Below are 19,301 nucleotides of genomic sequence, written 5' to 3'. Positions count from 1 at the left end.
CCGTGTGACCCCTGACCGCCCGGCCCCCGACCGCCTCCCGCGGTGACGGCGGCCGGGCGTGTCGGGTGTTCTCTCGGTCATGCTGGAGACCATGAGCTCCACCCGTCCCGCACCCCCGGTCCCTGTCGCGGTCCCTGTCGCGGCCCCGACTCAGGCCCCGGCTCGGGTCCCGACCCCGGGACCGGGGTCGCCGCCCGCCTACGTCTACGACCTGGCCGAGCTGGACGCCCACGCCCGTGCCGTCCGCGCCGCGCTGGAGGACGTCGAGCTGTACTACGCGGTGAAGGCCAACCCCGACCCCGAACTGCTGCGCACGCTCGTCCCGTACGTGGACGGCTTCGAGGTGGCCTCGGGCGGGGAGCTCGCGCACGTCAGGGAGCACTTCCCGCACGTGCCGGTCGCGCTGGGCGGGCCCGGCAAGACCGACGCCGAGCTGCTGGCCGACGTCACCCGGCTGCACGTGGAGAGTCCCGGCGAGCTGCGCCGGCTGCTCGCCTCCGGCCGCCCCGCCGACGTGCTGCTCCGGGTGAACCTGGACGTCTCCATCGAGGGGGCCGCGCTGGCGATGGGCGGCGGCGCCACCCCGTTCGGGATGGACCCGGCCGGCGTCGACGAGTGCGTCGCGCTGCTCCGCGCCCAGGAGGCCGTACGGCTGCGCGGGATCCACGCCCACCTGGCCAGCGGCCTCGACGCCCCCCGGATGCTGGAACTGGCGGCGACGATCCTGGACTACGCGCGGACGCTGGACGTCACCGAGATCAACCTCGGCGGCGGCATGGCCGTCTCCTACGCCGACCCGGCCGACCGGTTCGACTGGCCGGCCTACGGCCGGGGCCTGGCCGCTCTCCGCCGTCCCGGGGAGACGCTCCGGATCGAGCCGGGCCGGTCGCTGACCGTCTACTGCGGGCGCTACGTGACGTACGTCATCGACGTCAAGCGGGTGCACGGCGAGCTGTTCGCGGTCGTGGCGGGCGGGACCCACCACCTGCGCACCCCCGCCACCAAGGGCCACGACCAGCCGGTGCTCGTGTCGCGGCCCGGCGAGCCGGTCACGATCGTCGGCCAGCTCTGCACCCCCAAGGACGTGCTGGCCCGCAGGGTGCCCGTCGCCCTGAAGCCCGGGGACCGGGTGGAGTTCGCCATGGCCGGCGCCTACGCCTGGAACATCTCCCACCACGACTTCCTGATGCACCCGAAGCCGACGTTCCACTACCTGAACGCGTGACCCCGTAGGGTCCCCGCGCGGTCCGCGACGGCGAGGACGGACCCGTACCCGCTCCCACGGCAGGAGCGGGCCCGTCCTCACGCCCCGGAGGGTCCCCGCGCGGTCCGTCACGACGGGACCTGACCCGCGCCCGCTCCCATGGCGGGACCGAGCGTTCCCGCGCGTTCCCGCCCGCCCGGAGCGGCGCGTGCGCAGGCGGAATTTGAATGTTTCATCGTTCCTGCGGCGAATGTCCAGGTCACCGGTTCCCGGCGGAGCATAACCGTTGTTCCTGACCGTCGGTTAGGAGATGGTGGGCCCCCGGATGCACCCTTGAATCTCAGAAGGAGACCCGTGCAGACGCTCTCCCGCACATTGCTTCGAAGTCTGCTCGCGATCGCGGGCGCCGCGATGCTGCTCGTGACCGCACTGGTCGTGCCCGCGTCGGCGCACGGCTCGGTGAGCGACCCCCCGACCCGTAACTACGGCTGCTGGCAGCGCTGGGGCAGCGACTTCCAGAACCCGCAGATGGCCACCCAGGACCCCATGTGCTGGCAGGCGTGGCAGGCCAACGTGCAGGCCATGTGGAACTGGAACGGCCTGTACCGCGAGGGCGTGGCAGGCAACCACCAGGCGGCCATCCCCGACGGCCAGCTGTGCAGCGGCGGCAGGACCGAGGGCGGCCGCTACGCCGCGATGGACGTCCCCGGGGCCTGGAAGACGGTCGACAAGCCCGCCCGCTTCACCCTCAACCTCCTCGACCAGGCCATACACGGCGCGGACTACATCCGTGTGTACGCGACCAAACAGGGCTTCGATCCGAAGACACAACGGCTGGGCTGGGGTGACCTGGAACTGGTCGGCCAGACGGGCCGCATCGCCACGGGCGCCACGACCCCCGTCGAGGTGAACGCCCCGGGCCGTTCCGGTCACCACATCGTGTTCACGATCTGGCAGGCCAGCCACTCGGACCAGTCGTACTACTTCTGCAGCGACGTGAACTTCACGGGCTCGAACCCCGGCCCCACCCCGACCCCCACGCCCACCCCGACCCCCACCCCGACGCCGACTCCCACCCCGACCCCGACGCCGACTCCCACCCCCGGCCCCGGCCAGGGCTGCTCGGCCACGTACCGGGTCGTCTCCACCTGGGGCGGCGGCTACCAGGCCGAGGTCCGCGTCGTCGCCGGCTCGGCCGCGATCTCCGGCTGGACGGCCGGATGGACGCTCGCCAGCGGGCAGACGATCAACTCGTCGTGGAATGCGACGCTGACGACCAGCGGATCCACCGTGACGGCGCGCAACGCCGCGTACAACGGTTCGCTCGCCGCCGGAGCCGCGACGACGTTCGGAGTACTCATGTCCGGCACGCCCGGCACCGCGCCGACGGTGACCTGCAGCTCCGCCTGATCACCATCGTCCGAGCATCCGCGCCCGTCCGCCGGTCCCCCGGCGGGCGGGCGCCTTGCCGTGGCCGGACGACCGGCCCGGTCACGGCGGCCGGATGAAGCGCATCATCATCTTCAGTGCTGGTGACCCCCGGAATTCCTTCCGACCTCAGGATGAGAAGGTCGGGCTCCTGGACCGATGAGAAAACCGGCGCGAGCGGGGACGCTGGAGACATGAAAACGACACGATGGGCGGGTGCCGCCGTCCTCGCGCTGGCGGGCACCCTTGTCGTCACGTCATGCGGGCGGGACGCGAGCACCGCGCATCCCCCCGCCGCGTCCCCCGGCTCCCCGAGTGCGGCCGCGCACTCCGGCCACGGGACGAAGGCGGCTCCGCCACCGGCCGCGCCGCTGCGGGCCGGGGAACGCTTCGTCAACCTGGCGCTGCCCAGGCCCTACACCCCGGACGCGCCCCCCGGAGCGACCGACGAGTACCGGTGCTTCCTGCTCGACCCCGGCCTGACCGCCCCGGCGTTCCTCACCGGCAACCAGTTCCTGCCGCAGAACACCGACCTCGTGCACCACGCGATCGTCTACGCGGTCGAGAAGGACGCGGCCGAGAAGGCCGATGCCCTCGACGCGAGCACCCCGGGCGACGGCTGGACCTGCTTCGGCGACGCCGGGATCGAGAAGGGCAAGTGGATCGGCCACTGGGCGCCGGGCGCCGACGAGACGTTGCTCACCCAGAAGGTCGGCCACCCGGTGGCGGCCGGCAGCCGGCTCGTCCTGCAGGTCCACTACAACCTGCTCGCCACCCAGGGGAAGACCGGCAGCGACCGGTCGGGCATCCGGCTCCGGTTCGCCGACGGAGACTCCAAGATCACCGCATTGGAGACCACCCAGCTTCCCGCTCCCGTGGAGCTGCCCTGCACCCCGCAGGAGTCGGGCCCGCTGTGCGACCGTGACGCCGCCGTCAAGGACCTGGGCCGGCGCTTCGGCGAGCAGTCGAGCCAGGCCCCGAACTGGCTCGCCGGGATGTGCAACAAGGGGCAGCCGCTGCCGCCGGGCGACACCCAGCACTGCGAGCTGCCGCTGCCCGTCGACGGCACGATCTACGCCCTGGCCGGGCACATGCACCTGCTGGGCCGCTCGATCAAGGTCGAGCTCAACCACGGCCGCTCCGGCGAACGGGCCCTTCTCGACATCCCGAAGTACGACTTCGACGAGCAGGCCATCCGGCCGCTGGCCGAGCCCGTCGCGGTCAAGAAGGGCGACCGCCTGCGGGTCACCTGCACCCACGACGCGGGCCTGCGCACGATGCTGCCCGCGCTGAAGGGCTCGGCCCCGCGCTACGTCGTCTGGGGCGAGGGCACCAGTGACGAGATGTGCCTGGGCCTGGTCCTATGGACCCCCGGCGCGTGACGCGCCCCGCGTGACGAGCGGCGCGTGGGCCACCCCGCGTGACGAGCACGGCGAGGCGGCCCCTCCACCGGGGAGGGGCCGCTCCCGGTGAGGTCCCCGGTTACGAAGAGTCGGCCGATGCTCATATGCTGCCTCTCGTCGTTTTTCCGCGCGGCGTCCGCGCAGCACCCGAGGAGAGCCCACCGTGTACAAGGAGTTCGCGATCGAGGCCGTGGTCTGGCTGATCCCCGTCGCCGTGCTGCTGGGGCTCGCCTTCATGATCACTGCCTGATCCCCGTCGCGACCCCGGCCCGCCGCGTACCCTCGAAGGGCACGCGGCGGGCCGGGGCGCGAGGATCAGCGTTCGGCCAGGACGATCACCGAGTCGCCGGGGCCGAGCCGGAGCGGACGTGACTTGTCCGGGTTGAGGACGACGCCGAAGTGCGGCGCCTCGTTCTGCCGATCCGCCAGGCGGTAGCCGATCGCGGTCTCGCCCCGGCGGCGGGCCGACTCGATCACCGAGGCGAAGTCGACCGGCGCCCCCGGCCGGACGTACCGTTCGGCCGGACGCGGGTAGATCTCCGAGCCCCGGGAGTCGAAGAGGCAGCCGAACACCTCGGCCAGGTGCCGGTTCTCGGCGAGCTGCGCCAGCAGCAGGCCGATCACCGTGTCGCTGATCACGATGTCGTCGGCCTCGGTCACCTCGGCCAGGCCCCGGTTGTGCTCGTCGTGCATCTCGCTGACGATCGAGTAGCGCTCGTGCAGGATGGTCTGCATGTCGCGCAGGTGGAGCAGCGTCGTCAGGGTGCGGATGTCCGCGTGTCCGGGGTCGAAGCGGTCGTCGGAGAGCACGATCACGTGCTGGTAGAGGCCCAGGCCCAGCGACTCCAGCGCGTAGCGGTCGGAGGTGTCGCACTCCTTGACGTTCACCGTGAGGTTCTTCAGCCCGTCGAGGACGGCCGTCGCCCCCGGGTGGTCGGAGGCGATGTCCAGCATGGAGCCCGGCGCGACGTAGGCGTCCAGGTAGCGGACGATCTGGCGGCCCCGGCCGTTCCAGTTGAGGACCAGCGTGCGCTCGGGGCTCGGCCCGGTGCGCTCGTAGGAGACGATCGCCTCCTCCCGGGCGCCGGGCATGCCGTCGGCCAGATGGATCATCGAGTCGTCCTGGGCGATGACGATGATCTCGTCCGAGGCGGAGATCACGGTGTCCATGGGCGGGTTCAGCGCGATCCCGTCCGCCCGGCGCAGCCCGATCACCGTGGCGGTCTGGTAGGCCGGGAGCGCCGAGCCGTACGTCATGCCGGTGAAGTGCGGATCCGAGCGCAGGTAGATCTCGCCGCCGGTGAAGTCGAGCAGGTCCATGCAGACCACCGAGACGCCCGACTGCCGCGACGACTGCACGATGAGCCGGGAGGCGGTGTCGTCGGAGTCGACGAGGTGGACGTCCGGGCCACCGGCCAGGCGGGCGGCGGCCATGTTGGAGCTCTCGGCGATGGCGGCGACCACCGGGGGGTGGTCACCGTCGCGCCTGGCCAGGGCGAGCAGCGTCTTGATGACGTGCGCGTCGGGATTCTCCCCCTGCGGGGACAGGACGACCACCGAGCGGGCCGAGCCCAGGTTCATCAGGTCGAGGTCGGTCGGCTCGGAGGGGCGGCCGGTCCGGCAGACCAGCCGGGTCCTGCGGGTGTCGCCCACGAACTGCCGGATCTCGTCCTCCATGGCGAGCTTGTCCTTGTCGGCGAGGATCGCGATGACCGACTTGCGGTCGCTCGCGTGGGCCTGGACCAGCTCGCTGATGATGGTGAACACCTGCTCCGACCAGCCCAGGACCACGATGTGACCGGTCTCGATGATGCGGGACCTGCCCTTGCGCAGCTTCTCGAACCTGCCCATGAGCCCGTTGGCGAGGATGCCGACCAGCGCGCTGACGATGAAGATCCCGCCCAGTGACGCGATGAACATCAGGGCGACGAACGGCGCGCTCCCGGTGTCGGTGGCCACCTTGCCGGGGCTCAGCGTGCGCATCAGGGTCGTCCACAGCATGCCCGCGGCGCCGTGGTGCTCGGCGGCCTCGCGCGGGGTCAGCCACAGGCTCGCCGCCGTCACCAGCACGATCAGGCTGAACGAGATGAGGGCGAGCCACCCGATGAGGGCCGTCGTACCACGCGACATGGTGTTGTCGAACCAGTAGCGCAGCCGTTCCCGGAACGTCGCCCGTGACACGGATCGCCTCCCCCCGTGAGTGAACAATGTCAACGATCGCATGGAATCGTAGGCCACCACGGGGGTTCGGGTGTCTGACCGGGATCGGTCAGGCCCGCCGTCCCGCCCGTCAGGGCAGCTTGGTCCAGGGGCCCGGGGCGTGATCGTCCTTGGGGATCCACAGGGCGGGCTGGAGCTCGCGCAGCCTCGGGTCGCAGCCGTCGTTCCAGGGGAAACGGCCCGCGGCGTCGGGCCAGACGATCTCCATGAAGGGCAGCGGGGGCCGCTGGTAGAAGTGCAGCGCCGTGCCGAAGAGCGACCGGTACCAGCTCGTGTCCACCGGCTTGGCGACGACCGGGTAGTTCCTGATCACGTCGTCCCGCTCGCGGCCCTCGGCCAGGTGGTGCCCGGCGGCGATCCCGTCGGCCAGCGTGCTGAGGCAGTTGCCCATCACGTCCACCCGCAGGCCGAACATGGCCACCTCGGGGGAGCGGAGCGTGTGCCAGAGCCCGACGGTGAACGCCCAGCCCGGCCCGTCCTCGTCCTCGGGGACCATGACGACCGCCCACCCCCGGTCCCGTACGTTCCGTATCGTCCGCAGATCCGCCTCGTCGAGCTCCACCTCGCTCCGGACACACAGCAGACAGTGACAAACAGGCTGGTCGGACATATACCGAGCGTAGTGCGCCACGGGCATCGAAGTGGACGGCACGGGCCCGGCCCCGATGGCCGGGACCGGACGACCGGAAGTGGAGGCCCCGCGGCACGTCCTCCGGGAACCCTCAGGGAAGCTCACCGGGGGCGGAGGGCCCCGGGAGGATCCGCTCGGCGGGGGCTCGCCGTACCCGGCCGCCGGCCCGCCGTACGCCGGTCCTGGCGGGCGGGGCGACCGGCGCCGCGCCCGGCGTCCTGGCGGCCGGGCGGTGCCCGCCGCCCTCGACCTGAAGGCCCACGGCGTGCGCGACCTGCGACGGCGTCAGCTGCGTCGTGTCGACGACCTTCCCCTCGCGGATCAGCCAGGGCAGGGCGTCGAGGTAGTCCGGGAGGTGGTCCAGCCGCCACTGCCGGGCCTCGGGGTCGATGGTGTCCTCCTCGATCCGCCGGGTCAGGGTGGCCTGGTCGGTGTGGAGCACGACATGGTGGACGGGGATGCGGGACCGCTCCAGCCGGGCCCGGATCTCCGTCCAGTACTTCTCGACGAGGACCGTCTGCGGGACCACGAGAACCCCTCCGACGTACGCGAGCAGCCGCCGGGCGGTCTCCACGACCAGGCCCCGCCACGGTGGCCAGTCCTGGAAGTCCTCGACCGGCGGCAGGTCCGGGACGTGCCGCAGCATGACGCCGACCTGCTCCGGATCGAAGAGCCGGGCCTCGGGGATGATCGAGACGAGCTCCCGCGCGGTCGTCGTCTTGCCCGCGCCGAATGTGCCGTTCAACCAGACGATCATGACATCGAGGGTAGCCACCCCGCCCGATCCTGTCGTACGGGGATGCGAGACTCGCATGTCCGCGCCCCCGGCCGGTCCAGGCCGTGACGGCACGCGGGTCTCCCGCGTCGTTCAGTCCGGCGTGCGGGCGAACAGTTCGAGATGGAAGCACCGGGTGCAGCGGAAGGCCTCGACGTCCCAGCGGGTCTTCCCGAAGCGCTTCACGCCGCCGAAGATGCCGCGCTCCAGCGGACCCGCGATCCAGCGGGCGTAGCCGTGGGAGTGCTCCCCGCCGTCCTCGACGAATCCCGGCTCCAGGTCCGTGCCGTCACACTGGGTGCATCGCATGCCCGTATTGTGCCAGCGCCCCGATCCCGCGTCCCGGGGGATCTCCCTGCCCCGGGAGCCCGCGGGGACCGATGGCCACGGGCCGGAAAACCGGTCGACACGGCAGGAACCACCCTGGAAAACTGGCCACCGGCCATACCCGCAGGGGCCGCCCTCCGGCCGCGTCCGTCACCCCGTTCTCCCCCCGACCTGGAACGACCGGCCGTGAGCGCCGGGACGGGGGCACGCGGAAGATCATTCACAACGGTAGGTGAACCATGGACCCGATCGGCGAGAAAGAGATCCGCGGATCCTTCGTCAACTGCTCCAAGGGGGAGGCGCGCAGGATCAACCTGCCCAGGGCCCTGCCCGAGCTGCCCTGGGCCGATCTCGACTTCCTGGGCTGGCGCGACCCCGGCGCACCGGACCGCGGCTACCTGGTCGCCGGGCATCGGGGCGAGCTGGTCGGCGTCTGTCTGCGCGTCGCGCAGGAGGTCCGCAGGAGCTTCACCAAGAGCACCGTCTGCTCGGTCTGCGTCACCCCGCACCCCGGCACCGGGGTCTCCCTGTTCGTCGCGCCCCGGGTCGGCGCCGCGGGCCGCCAGGGCAACACGGTCGGCACCTACATGTGCGCCGACCTGGCCTGCTCCCTGTACGTACGGGACATCAAGAGGTCCGAGCCCGGCGTGCGGTTCGAGACGCTCACCACCGAGGAGCGGATCACGCGGGCCGTCACCAACCTGGAGGGCTTCCTGGACAAGGTCTTCGACGGCGACCTGCGCTCGGCGTGAGCCGGTCCTGGGCCGTGGCCCGCGCTCGGCGTGAGCCGGCCCGGGGCCGTCGCGGACCCGCCCCGACCCCGGGCCGGCAGACGGTGAGTAGGCTCGTCACGACCGTGCTGAGCTGCCAGGACAGTGTCGCACCCGACTGGCCGAGAGATCGCCGTGAAACTCACCGAAGAACTGCTCGCGCTGCTGCGCCGGCCGAGCACCTGCTATCTCGCCACCTCGATGGCCGACGGCTCGCCGCAGCTGACCCAGACCTGGGTCGACACCGACGGCGAGCACGTGATCATCAACAGCGTGCAGAGTCACCTGAAGACCAGGAACATCGAGCGGGACCCGCGCGTGGCCGTCGCCGTCTCCGACCCCGCCGACCCCTCGCGCTACTTCCAGGTACGGGGCAGGGTGCTCAAGGTCGTCACCGAAGGCGCGGCCGACCACATCGAGATGCTCGCCCAGCGCTACCTCGGCACCCCCTACCCCTGGTACGGGGGCCGTGACCAGGTCCGCGTGATGTTCATCATCGAGCCGGAGAAGATCAGCGGCATGGGCTGACCCTCAGGCCCGGAGGAACGCGTTGATCGGCCCGGTCTGGCCGAGGATGGCGTGACCGGCCTCGGGGAGCAGGTTCACGGTCGAGTGCGGGACGCACTCACGGACGCGCCGCGCGGTCCCGCGGGAGTCCAGCATGGCGTCCCGGCCGCCGACGATGACGAGCACGGGCATGTCCAGGCCGCGCAACGCCTCGTCGGAGAACACCGGCAGCCTCTCCCTGCGCGGGTTGAAGTGCGTGAACGTCAGGACGACGGCGTCGAGCACCTCCCGGTCCCGCTCCCCGTCCAGTCCCGCCACGGCCATCGCCGACTCGCGCAGCCCGCCGCGCCGGAACGGGCGGGTCAGCAGGGCCTGGAGGATCCAGCCGACCCTCTGCCGTCCCACGCCGCCGGGGCACAGCAGGGCCAGGCGGGTCACCCGCTCCGGGCGGCGGATCGCGTAGTCCAGGGCCGTCCAGCCGCCGAGGGACGCGCCGACGAACGCGGCACCGGTGATCCCGAGCCCGTCGAGTACGTCGTCCAGCCAGAGGGACACGGCGTCGGAGTCCAGGGCGGGACGCGAGGGCGCGCTCAGCCCCGGCTCGCCGACGAGGTCGACGGCGTACGTGCGGAAGTGCCGGGACCAGGTGGCGACGTCCTCCCGCCACATCGACGTGTTCGCGCCCGAGCCGTGCAGCAGCACCAGGGGCGGCGCGTCCCGGGGGCCGGAGGCGAGGACGAAGGTCTCGCCCTCACGGGTCGGCACCCGCAGGTGCTCGGCGGGGACCGGCCAGGCGTCCAGCACCCGCCGGTAGGTGTCGCGGAGCTCGCGCTCACCGGCCTCGGACTTGTAGATCGTGGTCATGGAACCACCTCCTCGGCCACAGTGAAGGCCCTGTCACCGTGACAAGGTCAACCCGCGTGACGGTTGACATCTCCCTTCCCCTGCTCTCATTATGAACACACATTCATGAACGAGTGTTCACAACGTGGGCGTCGTGACCGTACCGGAGACGGGGGTCGGTCACGCCGTCCGGCGAGATCCACGGAAGGGATTCGATGTCCTCCATCGTCAACACCGAGCAGGCAGAGGCCTGGAACGGCTACGAGGGCAACCACTGGGCCGATCACCAGGACAGGTACGACGCCGTGAACAGCGGCTTCAACGACCACCTGCTGGCGGCGGCCGCCATCGGCGACCACGACCACGTGCTCGACGTCGGATGCGGCAACGGGCAGCTGACCCGGCTGGCCGCCCGCCGCGCGCGGCTCGGGCACGCCACCGGGATCGACCTGTCGGAACCGATGCTGGCGCGGGCACGGGCCACCGCGACCGGCGAGGGGGGCGCCAACGTGACCTTCACCAGGGGCGACGCCCAGGTCCACCCCTTCGCCGCCGCGAGCTTCGACGTGGCCGTGAGCCGGTTCGGCATCATGTTCTTCGCCGATCCGGTCGCCGCGTTCGCCAACATCGGACGCGCCCTGCGGCCGCAAGGACGCCTGGCCCTGCTGTCCCTGCGGGGGATGGGCGACAACGAGCTGGGCGCGGTCTTCGGGGCGATGGCGGAGCACCTGCCGCCGAACCCCGCCCCGGCCGACCCGGGCGCTCCCGGACCGGAGTCGCTGGCCGACCCGGACCGCATCCGCGAGGTGCTCACGGGCGCGGGCTTCGAGCAGGTGACCTCCACGCCCGTCGACGCGCCCCAGGTGTGGGGCCGGGACGCCGAGGACGCAGGCCGGTTCCTCGGAGCGTGGGGGCCGGTCCGCTTCCTGCTCGACCAGGTCGACGAGGCCACCGCGGCCCGCGCCCGTGACGCGCTCACCGAGGCGCTGCGCCCCTACGAGGAGCCCGACGCCGTACGGCTGCGCGGCGCCGCCTGGCTGATCACCGCCACCCGTACCTGACCGTTCCGCCTCGGCGCGGCCCCGGGCGGTCACTACGATGTGATGCGATGTCACCCAGAAAAGCAGCCGCCCTGCGTGACGGCGAGGGCGACCGGAGCCTGCGCGAGCACCTGATCGCCGCGGCCGGACGCCTCATGGCCCGGCGCGGCACGGCCGGGCTCACCGTACGCGACATCGCCCGCGAGGCGCAGGTCGCCGACGGCGTGCTGTACAACCACTTCGAGGGCAAGGAAGAGCTCCTCGCGCTCGCCCTGCACGCCCATGTCCGGACCGTCGAGCGCGAGCTGGGCGAGCGGCCCACCACGGCCGGGAGCGGGACGGTCGAGGACAACCTGCGCGCCTACATCACCCAGGGGCTGGCGCTGCACGCCGCGATCCTGCCCTCCTTCGCGGGCCTGCTCGGCCGGCCCGAGGTCCTGGTCCGGTTCGCGAGCCTGCCCAACCCCGTGGCGGGCGGGCGGGGACTGCGGGCGGACCTGGCCGCCTACCTGCGCGCCGAGCGGGACCTCGGCCGCCTCGCCCCGGACGCCAACACCGAGGCCGCCGCCACGATGATCATCGGTGCCTGCCACGAGCTGGTCCTGCCCCACCTGCTCGGCGGCGGTACGACGACCGCGCTGGAGATCCCCCCGGGATTCGTCGACGAGCTGCTCAGCGTCGTCCTGAAGGGCATCGGCCCGGCACCGTCGTCCTGAACGGTGCTCGCTTCGGCACCGCACCTGTCGGCCTGAACGCTGTCGCCCCGTCCCGGCACGGCCGTTCCGAACGATGTCGCTCCGCCCCTCCCCCCCGAGGAGACCAGGTCCCGGGCGAAAAATGCGTATTCGATCGTCCCCTCGTACGAAAAAGCTCCCGAATTGGGTCTTATGGGCTGATCACGCGAATGCCATACTGGCCGCGCCCAAAACCTTGATCAGGGAGACCGATTCAATGCGCAAATCCCTCAAATCAGCCCTCGTCGCGCTCAGTGTCGTCGCCGCATCCGTCGTCTTCGCGCAGCCCGCAGCCGCCGAGACGCGCCACACCTGCCGGCCGTCCTACCTGACCAACAAGTGCGCCAGCGGCTACACCCCCGCCAGGACCGACCTGCACCGCGTGTGGATCGGCCTGGACACCACCTCCATCGCCACCTGGGAGGTCTGGGACCGCGAGACCGGCGTACGGGTGGGCCGCGGCACGGTCAGCCCGAACAAGAGCTTCCGCGGTGCGGTCAACGGCCTCTACGGCAAGAAGTACCAGCTGACCATCAAGGCCGACTGGGGCACCTACGGGTTCATCTGCGACTGCTGACCACCTGCCCGCCACCGCACGGCGACCGTCGCCGCACGACCGGGCACGACGCGCGGCCACCGGGTGGTCCCCGTCCGTCGACATGACGGCCGCGGATCACCCGGTGGCCGTTCGCGTCCCCGGCCACCGACCCGGGCGAGATCCCTGGCTTCGCGACGGAAGGAACGACCCGGGATGCGCCGTCGTCATGCCCGGCTCAGTCGCGGTCGTACGGCCCCGTCCACCGGACCGGCGCACCGGGTCGTTCGGCCTCCGCGCCGGATGAGCCCAGCTCGAACCAGATGACGGTCCCGATGGAGTCGCGGTGGAAGCCCCAGCGGGTGGCGATCTCGTTGACGAGCACGAGCCCGCGACCTCCCGTGGCGGCCGGCCCGGAGTCCCTCGTACAGGGAACGCCGGAGGCTCCGGAATCCTGGACGGTGACCAGCACGCCGTGAGCGGTGAACGCCACGGTGACGACGAACTCCCGAAGCCGGTCGTCCAGTTCGCCGAGGTGGGGCCCGTAGGTCTCGGTACGGGAGTCGGAGTGCTCGACGGCGTTGGTGGCGAGCTCGCTGGTCAGGAGCAGGGCGTCGTCGAGGAGCGGGTGACCGTCCCCCAGGAGCTCGGCGACGAAGTTCCGCGCCTGCCTGACCTGGTCACGACTGGCGGCGAACCGCTGGGAGATGACGGGCGTACGAGCCTGGGACGCCGACCATCCGGGTATCCGTCCCAGATGCGGTGACCACATCGCTCCCGGGAGGACCGGTCGAGTGGCGTCGCCGGTCGTCGTCCGGAACCGGTCGGCGAACACCCCGACGAGCGCGGACAGCAGTCGCACGGTCATTCCAGCCGTCCCCTTTCGCGTCCTTCGCGGGTGATCCCGGTGTCGGCCACGTCCACCGTGTCCGCTGTACCGGCGTCGGCCGGTGCACCGGCCACGGCGCCGACGAGAAGGGAACTCATACCTGAACCCCTCTCCGGTACGACTCGCGCCTGCCCGGCCGGGGCCGTACACCCGGTGGCGACTCCTGCCCGTGGGGCGGCGCGGCCATCGCGGCCGGTCGCGCGTGGCGTCCCCTGCCTGTGGGGGAGCTCGTAGGGGGATGGACCGATGCGCGCAGGGGCACGGTGGTCAGTGGGTTCGGCGTGACGTGGCCGGTCACGGGCGCGAGCAACCGACCGCAGAGCCCGAGACGCCGACGGGCCGTCATGCGGGTACGGACCTGCGCCGGGGTGGGCTGCTCCCACAGGTGACCGGGCCGGTGCGGCAGACTGGCGGCGTCGTGCGCGTACGGGGGATGACCGCACCAGCGACACCCGAGGGGCGAGGGCGGCCGCTCGGCATGCCAGCGGACCCTGACGATCTTGATGGTTCCCCTATGGTTGGACACAGGTCGCACCTCCACTGTGCGATCGAGGCTCTGCCCGGCGACCTCATTCGCCTGGCAGAGCCGCCTTCTGCGACGTCACCGACCACGCGCGCCGTGGCCGGTGACCGAGCTTCCGTTCCGGGAAGCGCCGGTCGGAAGCGGCACCTCGTCATCGAGGCCAGGTGGCCCGATCACCCGTATCGGCGGCCGTTTCCGTATCCGTCGCTCCTTCACGCAGAGCGACGGTACTGATGCGGAGAGGCAGCGACATCAGTGCGGTTGATACTTTGGCGGGGACGGGAGCCAAGCGCGGTACGGCGGGTTACCGTGAGGCCATGGCCTACTCTGACCCGGCTGCGGAGAGTGTGGGAAGGCGCGTACGACGTGCTCGTAAGCGCGCGGGCATCACCCAGATCGAGCTGGCGCGACGCATCGGCCGCGCGCAGTCCTGGGTGTCCGGAGTGGAGAACGACAGCATCCCGCTGGACTCCATCGCGTTGATCAACACCCTCTCCCGGGTGTTGCGCGTCCACCCCAACGAACTCACCGCGCGTCCCTACCGTGGCGACACGCCGGATGAGGATCGAGGGCACTCGGCGATCCAGGAGATCCGTCGTCAACTGGAACGCTATGACCTCGACCCCGAATGGTCCGGTGACGTACGCCCGATTCTCGAGCTGCGATCCGAGGTCGAACGTCTCATGTGGTTACGTCGGGAGACGCGCTATGCCGACATGGCCGACAGGACTCCTGCGCTGATCGCCGAACTTCAGGCGGCGACCCACCTCTGCCCTGACGCCGATCGCAGGAAGGCCTACCAACTGCTCTCGATCGCCTATCGGGCAGCCGACGCTGTCGCCTACAACCTCGGCTACGCCGATCTCTCGGTGATCGCCACCAACCGAATTCACTGGGCGGGAGAGCGAGGGGGAGACGTCTACAGTGAAGCGCTGTTCGCCTACCTACGGACCAGGAACCTGTGGGCCAGCACGTCATGGAACGACGCGCTCGCCGTGCTCGACACGGCATGCACGAAGATCGAGGGCGAGTACACCGCGGGTCATCCGGAGGCGCTGGCCGTCTGGGGAGGACTCCAACTGAGGGCCGCGATCACAGCAGCTCGTAAGAACGACGCCGATGAGGCATGGTCACGACACAGACTCGCGGCCGAGGCGGTCACCCGACTTGGCGCACACCAGCGCACCAACTACTACGAGCTGTCCACCAACCAGCCCAACATCGACATCCACGGCGTAGCCATAGCCGTCGAACTGGGTGACGGACCGCAGGCCGTACAACGGGCACAGACGGTCCACCTCCCCAAGGACCTCCCTGCCAGTCGTGCCGGTTACCACCATCTGGACTACGCCCGAGGGCTGCTGTGGTGCGGTAAACGTGACGACGCCCTGACGGAACTCGAACGCGCGGAGAAGGTCGCTCCGATGCTCGTCCGCAACCACCCGATGGCCCAGCAGGCCGTACGAACGTTGCTGGAACTTGAGCGGTACGGGTATCGGGAGCGGATCCGGCGGCTCGGTGTGCGAATGCACATCCTTTGAAAGAAGAGGTCGCAAATCTGTAGATGATAAGGCGCGACGTTACGGACCAGAATTTGCTGTCTGGTGAAGTTCCCGATGGTATCTCAGGTGCTCTTGACTGACTCGATGCTTACTATTCATTCGTAGATCGTCGATAATCTCACCGGTTATTTGATCAACAACCTGAAGTTTTTCGTCTACGACGATCGCTCCAAACTCGAAGAGCATACGGTGATTTGGACACAGGCATAGAATATTGTCTCGCGTATCTGGCCCGTTATGAGGTATGCCGAGGCCACGGATGTGGCTAGTTTCCGCGTATCTGAGGCCTCCAATCGTTTCTAACGCTATGCCGCAGACTTGACATTCGTGATCGTGGGCCTTCTTGACGTGCTCGACAAGCTTTCGATCTTGATAAATGCCTCGAGAAACCTGCTCCCAGCGATTCGGAGCTATGTGTGCTCGAATATTCCGAGAGCCCGCTGCTTCGTCCTCGTCCAGAAGGTTTCCATCCGAGTCTTCATTGAGTTTCTCTAGGCGAAATTGTAAAATGCGAAACTTGTCTTCCCCGATCGTCGACCAGTGATCAGCAACGACAAAGAGGCCATCGTAGCTGTACCCTTGAGACGGGGAGTGCTCTGTGCCTGCCTCTGCTCCGCGTATAACCCGTACGGGCAATCGGCTCATCTGGCTAGCGATCAGAGCGGAGTTTCCCGGGTCGCTTTCATGCTGATCGGCAATTTGATGGCCTGTGTTTGGGTCTCTTCCTCCATGGCCCGTATAGATAATCACGTCTCCGTAGTCTCTGTCGTCTTTGTAGCCGCCAGATACCACGATCGACTCGGCACCGCCATTGCGCTGCGTACCGCAAATCCCGGCCTGTAGGGGCCTATGTACGTTTGCCTTATGGAGTGCCTTCCTGTCCGGAAATTCTGTCCCAACTTCAACGCCTGGAACAGGGCCGTAGCCAGGAGGGGTTTCATTCTGTGAAATAACTGCGCGGTTGTTGATGAGCTCTAACTGTCCGGCAGTGTTGCGGTTCTGTATTTGAGGAAGGGGAGCTGTCTTGGACTTCAGTGCCAAGTGGATATGATTGTATATATTATTTATGGTAAGGCGCTTAGGCTGCCCTTCTATGCCATGTTGAAGAACGTTAACCAGTTCGGCAGTGAAGGTTGTATACAGCTCACCTGGGGGAGCTAGTGCAAGTTTATCTTTGGCGGCGGAAGTTATTACGCATGTACCTTCGATATTCGCCTGTGTGGAAATATTGTCGGTGCTAGACATCGCTCTTATTGCGCGACCGCTATAGCAGCAATCCAGGATCACTATTTTCCGTTTTGCGCCACCGTGCACGATTGCTCGACGTATATGGTCGTACGCAACGGCCGTAAAGGAGACCCGTCTCGGATCGTCGTCCGATCCAGTCAGCGCTAGATATAGTTCTCCGAGATCTGGGTCAGCAAGCCCATGTCCTGCGAAGTAAACAATTAGCGTATCGGTTGCTTCCTCTGATGCTTTTATAACAGGATCGATCATCTGAGGAGATTGAGCTGGTTCTCGAATGACTCTGCAATGCTGTGGTGGAAGGCCCCAAATGCTGTGATCGCAAAGTGCTTCTTTTATGGCGGCAAGATTGTTTGCGACGGTCGGTAGGTCCGGTAAGTTCTCAGACTCGTATTTGCTTGTTCCTATAAGGACAGCACGAGATAAACGAGGATCGGGTAGCTTCACTTGGATTCCTCTGATCCATCAGGCTTCTCGTTAAGGGTTTGAATGATATTTTTTACAGTTTGATCGTCAGCGTCACTTACGGTAACTTCGATGTCTCCACGCTTAAATGTTACCTTTGTTTTCTGCCGGCGGGTCGCCCTCCAAGCGATATATGCAAGTGTAAAATTAGCTAACTCAAAGCCGTTGCTGAGGACCAGATCAATGGCCTCTAAAGCTGAACCCATCTCACTTTCTCGAGGTGAGCTCTGCCGCAAGGACACCCGTGCATGCCGTCGAACGTCTTCGTCGTCCTGCAACCACCTATAAAAGGATCGCAGCTCTTCCTCTGCCTCGCTGCCGGTCATGTCAATGTGGATGATGTCAGCGCTCATACCGCTACCTCCGGTTGCTCTAGGCGAAGCCGCAGCTCAGTGACCATATGGTGAAAATGGTGGAATCAAGCCTGCGAAGAGCTTACTGAAATCTCAGGTGACGTGAGCATTCATCCTAAATTAGGTGTATGTCTGATTTGCCTTAGATGGTGTGTTTGGTAGATCGGGTTGCTGCGCTGCCTTCATGAGGCCGTCATGTAGGAGCGTGGAGGGACTCTGCCAACAGGCAAGATGCTCACGGCATTTGAGGACCGCCAGAATGTGGGGCAGGCGGTGCTGGTTGAGAACACTAAGCTGCTCAGTTGGTGCGGTGTGCCGTGCATGCGCTCGGTTTGCGCTACGAGGTCTCCTTGAAACCTCTCGGAGCCGTTCGATGTATCGCAGACCTTGTCTTCCCCGGGCCTCAGTGAAGAACTCCGGTTTCAGGGTGATGGTCCCTGACCGGTCAGCCCGGCCGGACCTCGTCGCCGACTCTCAGTTCGCCCAGGTTCCTGGGCACCAGGCGGATGCCGAACCAGGTATGTCCGTCCCAGCGGCGGTGTTTCGCCAGGGTCCTCAGGGGTTCCTTGCCGCGCTCCTGGGTGTTCGGGTCCCAGATGGTGACGGCACAGCGGTCGCACAGTACCGAGACGCGGAAGTCGACCTCGCCGATGCGGACCGACGTCCAGGCGTCCTCCGCGAAGGGTTCCCCGCCGTCGATGACGACGTTGGGCCGGAAGCGGGCGATGTCGAGGGGGTCCGGGGGGTGTTCCTGGTGTTCCATGGCGACTTCGGTGATCCAGTCGTCCAGGCGCCGGAGCGAGCTCCTGGAGACGAGCAGGAGGGGGCCGTCCCAGAGGCCGCCGTGTTTCTCGGTGACGGTCCGGCGTCCGGGGTCGTCCAGCCAGATGAGGCGGGCGGGCTTGCCGAGCAGGCGGGTGAACCATTCATGGGCGTCAGCGTGGGCGAGTACGGCTCGGTCGAGGGTGGAGCAACTGAGCGGGAGCATGTCGCCGGTGGCCGGGGGGACCGTGAGCTCGCCCATGTCCTTCGCCGACAGGTGGAGACCGCCTTCGGGGGTTTCGACGGCCGAGACCGAGAGGAGCCGGGGGTGTTCGCCTACCCAGATCAGTTCTCCCAGCGGGCCTACCACTCCCCAGCGACGGTCGCCTTCCAGACCCCACGGCAGGACGTGAGCGGACGAACGAGGGATGCCTTTGGCGGACCTGAGGGGGTAGGTGCGGATCTCCTCTACTTCCATGGAACGAGAATAGGAAAAAGAGTTCCCTGGGAATATGGACCTGGACGCGGCTCGTCAGACCGGACCAAGGTAGCGGGCGTCGATGACGTCGTGGCGGCGCTGGCCGAGGTACCAGTCACCGGCGTCGCCGATGTCGATCACCGCGCGCAGTACGGCAGGTTCCCCGCCGGCCGTTTCGGCGACGACCTCGCCCCTCGGGGAGACGATCATCGTCGGGCAGTGGGTGACCGGATCTGCGACGTTGGCCGACAATACCCATCGCTGGTTCTCGGCCGCCCGGCTGATCAGGTGGCTACGCCATACCCCGTACGGCTCGGTGAGGTTGGCGGCATTCGTCAGATACACGAGCATCTGTGCGCCGCAACGGGCGAGATGCTGCCACTGCTCGGGGAAGCGGATCTCGCGGCAGATCTGCGTCCCGACGGTGACCTCTCCCGCGGGAAGCGGGAGCCGGTGCACGGGAAGGGCGGAACCGGCGGTCAGTACGCCGCGCACGAGCATGAGCCAGGAAGGTACCAGGCGGGCGCATTCGACTGATCGCCCACATTTTCCGGTGCTCGGCGTCGATCGGCTGCGGTCACGGGTGCCGAGCCGGATACGCCGGACG

At 68.3% G+C, this 19,301-nt stretch carries 20 protein-coding genes; 9 read left to right on the top strand and 11 right to left on the bottom strand.

The annotated features are described in order from the left end of the window. Positions 1-79 precede the first annotated feature (79 nt). The 3 genes from ACIBCT_RS29110 (at position 80) to ACIBCT_RS29100 (ending at position 4,014) form a co-directional block, all read left to right on the top strand. A complete protein-coding gene (locus tag ACIBCT_RS29110; protein ID WP_399193900.1) occupies positions 80-1,225 on the top strand; it encodes an alanine racemase in 1,146 nt (381 codons plus the stop codon). Between the two features lie 333 nt (positions 1,226-1,558). Next, positions 1,559-2,614, top strand: a complete 1,056-nt coding sequence (locus tag ACIBCT_RS29105; RefSeq protein WP_399193898.1) for a lytic polysaccharide monooxygenase — start codon at positions 1,559-1,561, stop codon at positions 2,612-2,614. A 212-nt stretch (positions 2,615-2,826) separates the two neighbouring features. Then, positions 2,827-4,014 carry a monooxygenase gene (locus ACIBCT_RS29100; protein ID WP_399193896.1) on the top strand — a complete coding sequence of 396 codons (1,188 nt, stop codon included), beginning with the start codon at positions 2,827-2,829 and terminating at the stop codon, positions 4,012-4,014. A 336-nt stretch (positions 4,015-4,350) separates the two neighbouring features. On the opposite strand, the gene ACIBCT_RS29095 is transcribed toward ACIBCT_RS29100, so the two are convergent. The 4 genes from ACIBCT_RS29095 to ACIBCT_RS29080 form a co-directional block, all read right to left on the bottom strand. After that, positions 4,351-6,216 carry a potassium transporter TrkA gene (locus ACIBCT_RS29095; RefSeq protein ID WP_399193895.1) on the bottom strand — a complete coding sequence of 622 codons (1,866 nt, stop codon included), beginning with the start codon at positions 6,214-6,216 and terminating at the stop codon, positions 4,351-4,353. 109 nt (positions 6,217-6,325) lie between these two features. Further along, the gene (locus tag ACIBCT_RS29090) at positions 6,326-6,817 is read right to left on the bottom strand and encodes a DUF4262 domain-containing protein (RefSeq protein ID WP_399193893.1); all 492 of its coding nucleotides are present in this window, start codon (positions 6,815-6,817) and stop codon (positions 6,326-6,328) included. Between the two features lie 160 nt (positions 6,818-6,977). Further along, on the bottom strand, positions 6,978-7,643 hold the full coding sequence (locus tag ACIBCT_RS29085) for an AAA family ATPase (RefSeq protein WP_399193891.1): 666 nt from the start codon (positions 7,641-7,643) through the stop codon (positions 6,978-6,980). Between the two features lie 111 nt (positions 7,644-7,754). Then, positions 7,755-7,970: a hypothetical protein gene (locus ACIBCT_RS29080; protein WP_399193889.1), complete on the bottom strand. Its 216-nt coding sequence runs from the start codon at positions 7,968-7,970 to the stop codon at positions 7,755-7,757. Positions 7,971-8,227: 257 nt separating this feature from the next. On the opposite strand from ACIBCT_RS29080, the gene ACIBCT_RS29075 reads away from it, so the two are divergent. Together ACIBCT_RS29075 and ACIBCT_RS29070 are read left to right on the top strand one after the other, a co-directional pair. Then, on the top strand, positions 8,228-8,740 hold the full coding sequence (locus ACIBCT_RS29075; protein WP_399193887.1) for an FBP domain-containing protein: 513 nt from the start codon (positions 8,228-8,230) through the stop codon (positions 8,738-8,740). A gap of 153 nt (positions 8,741-8,893) precedes the next feature. After that, complete coding sequence (locus ACIBCT_RS29070) at positions 8,894-9,286, top strand: PPOX class F420-dependent oxidoreductase (RefSeq protein ID WP_399193885.1); 393 nt, start codon at positions 8,894-8,896, stop codon at positions 9,284-9,286. 3 nt (positions 9,287-9,289) lie between these two features. Here the strand turns inward: ACIBCT_RS29070 and ACIBCT_RS29065 are convergent, their stop codons facing one another. Next, positions 9,290-10,129 (bottom strand): alpha/beta fold hydrolase, encoded by an 840-nt coding sequence (locus ACIBCT_RS29065; RefSeq protein ID WP_399193883.1) that lies wholly within the window; start codon positions 10,127-10,129, stop codon positions 9,290-9,292. Positions 10,130-10,323: 194 nt separating this feature from the next. Here ACIBCT_RS29065 and ACIBCT_RS29060 point away from each other — a divergent pair, with 194 nt between their 5' ends. The 3 genes from ACIBCT_RS29060 to ACIBCT_RS29050 all read left to right on the top strand — a co-directional run bounded on the left by ACIBCT_RS29060 (position 10,324) and on the right by ACIBCT_RS29050 (position 12,459). Then, positions 10,324-11,169: a class I SAM-dependent methyltransferase gene (locus ACIBCT_RS29060; RefSeq protein ID WP_399193881.1), complete on the top strand. Its 846-nt coding sequence runs from the start codon at positions 10,324-10,326 to the stop codon at positions 11,167-11,169. Positions 11,170-11,216: 47 nt separating this feature from the next. Further along, complete coding sequence (locus ACIBCT_RS29055) at positions 11,217-11,864, top strand: TetR/AcrR family transcriptional regulator (RefSeq protein ID WP_399193879.1); 648 nt, start codon at positions 11,217-11,219, stop codon at positions 11,862-11,864. 235 nt (positions 11,865-12,099) lie between these two features. Continuing rightward, positions 12,100-12,459 (top strand): hypothetical protein, encoded by a 360-nt coding sequence (locus ACIBCT_RS29050; RefSeq protein WP_399193877.1) that lies wholly within the window; start codon positions 12,100-12,102, stop codon positions 12,457-12,459. Positions 12,460-12,655: 196 nt separating this feature from the next. Here ACIBCT_RS29050 and ACIBCT_RS29045 read toward each other — a convergent pair whose 3' ends face one another. Both ACIBCT_RS29045 and ACIBCT_RS29040 read right to left on the bottom strand, forming a co-directional pair. Further along, complete coding sequence (locus ACIBCT_RS29045; RefSeq protein WP_399193875.1) at positions 12,656-13,285, bottom strand: ATP-binding protein; 630 nt, start codon at positions 13,283-13,285, stop codon at positions 12,656-12,658. Next, the gene (locus ACIBCT_RS29040) at positions 13,282-13,404 is read right to left on the bottom strand and encodes a hypothetical protein (protein ID WP_399193873.1); all 123 of its coding nucleotides are present in this window, start codon (positions 13,402-13,404) and stop codon (positions 13,282-13,284) included. The genes ACIBCT_RS29045 and ACIBCT_RS29040 overlap by 4 nt, the downstream gene beginning before the upstream one ends. 742 nt (positions 13,405-14,146) lie before the next feature. Here ACIBCT_RS29040 and ACIBCT_RS29035 point away from each other — a divergent pair. Next, positions 14,147-15,370: a helix-turn-helix domain-containing protein gene (locus ACIBCT_RS29035; protein WP_399193871.1), complete on the top strand. Its 1,224-nt coding sequence runs from the start codon at positions 14,147-14,149 to the stop codon at positions 15,368-15,370. Between the two features lie 39 nt (positions 15,371-15,409). On the opposite strand, the gene ACIBCT_RS29030 is transcribed toward ACIBCT_RS29035, so the two are convergent. From ACIBCT_RS29030 to ACIBCT_RS29015, 4 genes are all read right to left on the bottom strand, one after another. Beyond that, a complete protein-coding gene (locus ACIBCT_RS29030; protein ID WP_399193869.1) occupies positions 15,410-17,083 on the bottom strand; it encodes a YDG/SRA domain-containing protein in 1,674 nt (557 codons plus the stop codon). Continuing rightward, a complete protein-coding gene (locus ACIBCT_RS29025) occupies positions 17,080-17,454 on the bottom strand; it encodes a hypothetical protein (RefSeq protein WP_399193867.1) in 375 nt (124 codons plus the stop codon). Before ACIBCT_RS29025 ends, ACIBCT_RS29030 begins: the two co-directional genes overlap by 4 nt. 445 nt (positions 17,455-17,899) lie before the next feature. Next, the gene (locus ACIBCT_RS29020) at positions 17,900-18,694 is read right to left on the bottom strand and encodes an MOSC domain-containing protein (RefSeq protein WP_399193865.1); all 795 of its coding nucleotides are present in this window, start codon (positions 18,692-18,694) and stop codon (positions 17,900-17,902) included. A 54-nt stretch (positions 18,695-18,748) separates the two neighbouring features. Further along, complete coding sequence (locus ACIBCT_RS29015) at positions 18,749-19,195, bottom strand: carbon-nitrogen hydrolase family protein (protein ID WP_399193863.1); 447 nt, start codon at positions 19,193-19,195, stop codon at positions 18,749-18,751. Between the last annotated feature and the right edge of the window lie 106 nt (positions 19,196-19,301).

The organism is Streptosporangium sp. NPDC050855 (assembly GCF_044456585.1).
Taxonomy (GTDB): domain Bacteria; phylum Actinomycetota; class Actinomycetes; order Streptosporangiales; family Streptosporangiaceae; genus Streptosporangium; species Streptosporangium longisporum.
Note: the sequence above shows the minus strand (reverse complement) of the source record. Positions and strands in the feature narration are given on the sequence as shown.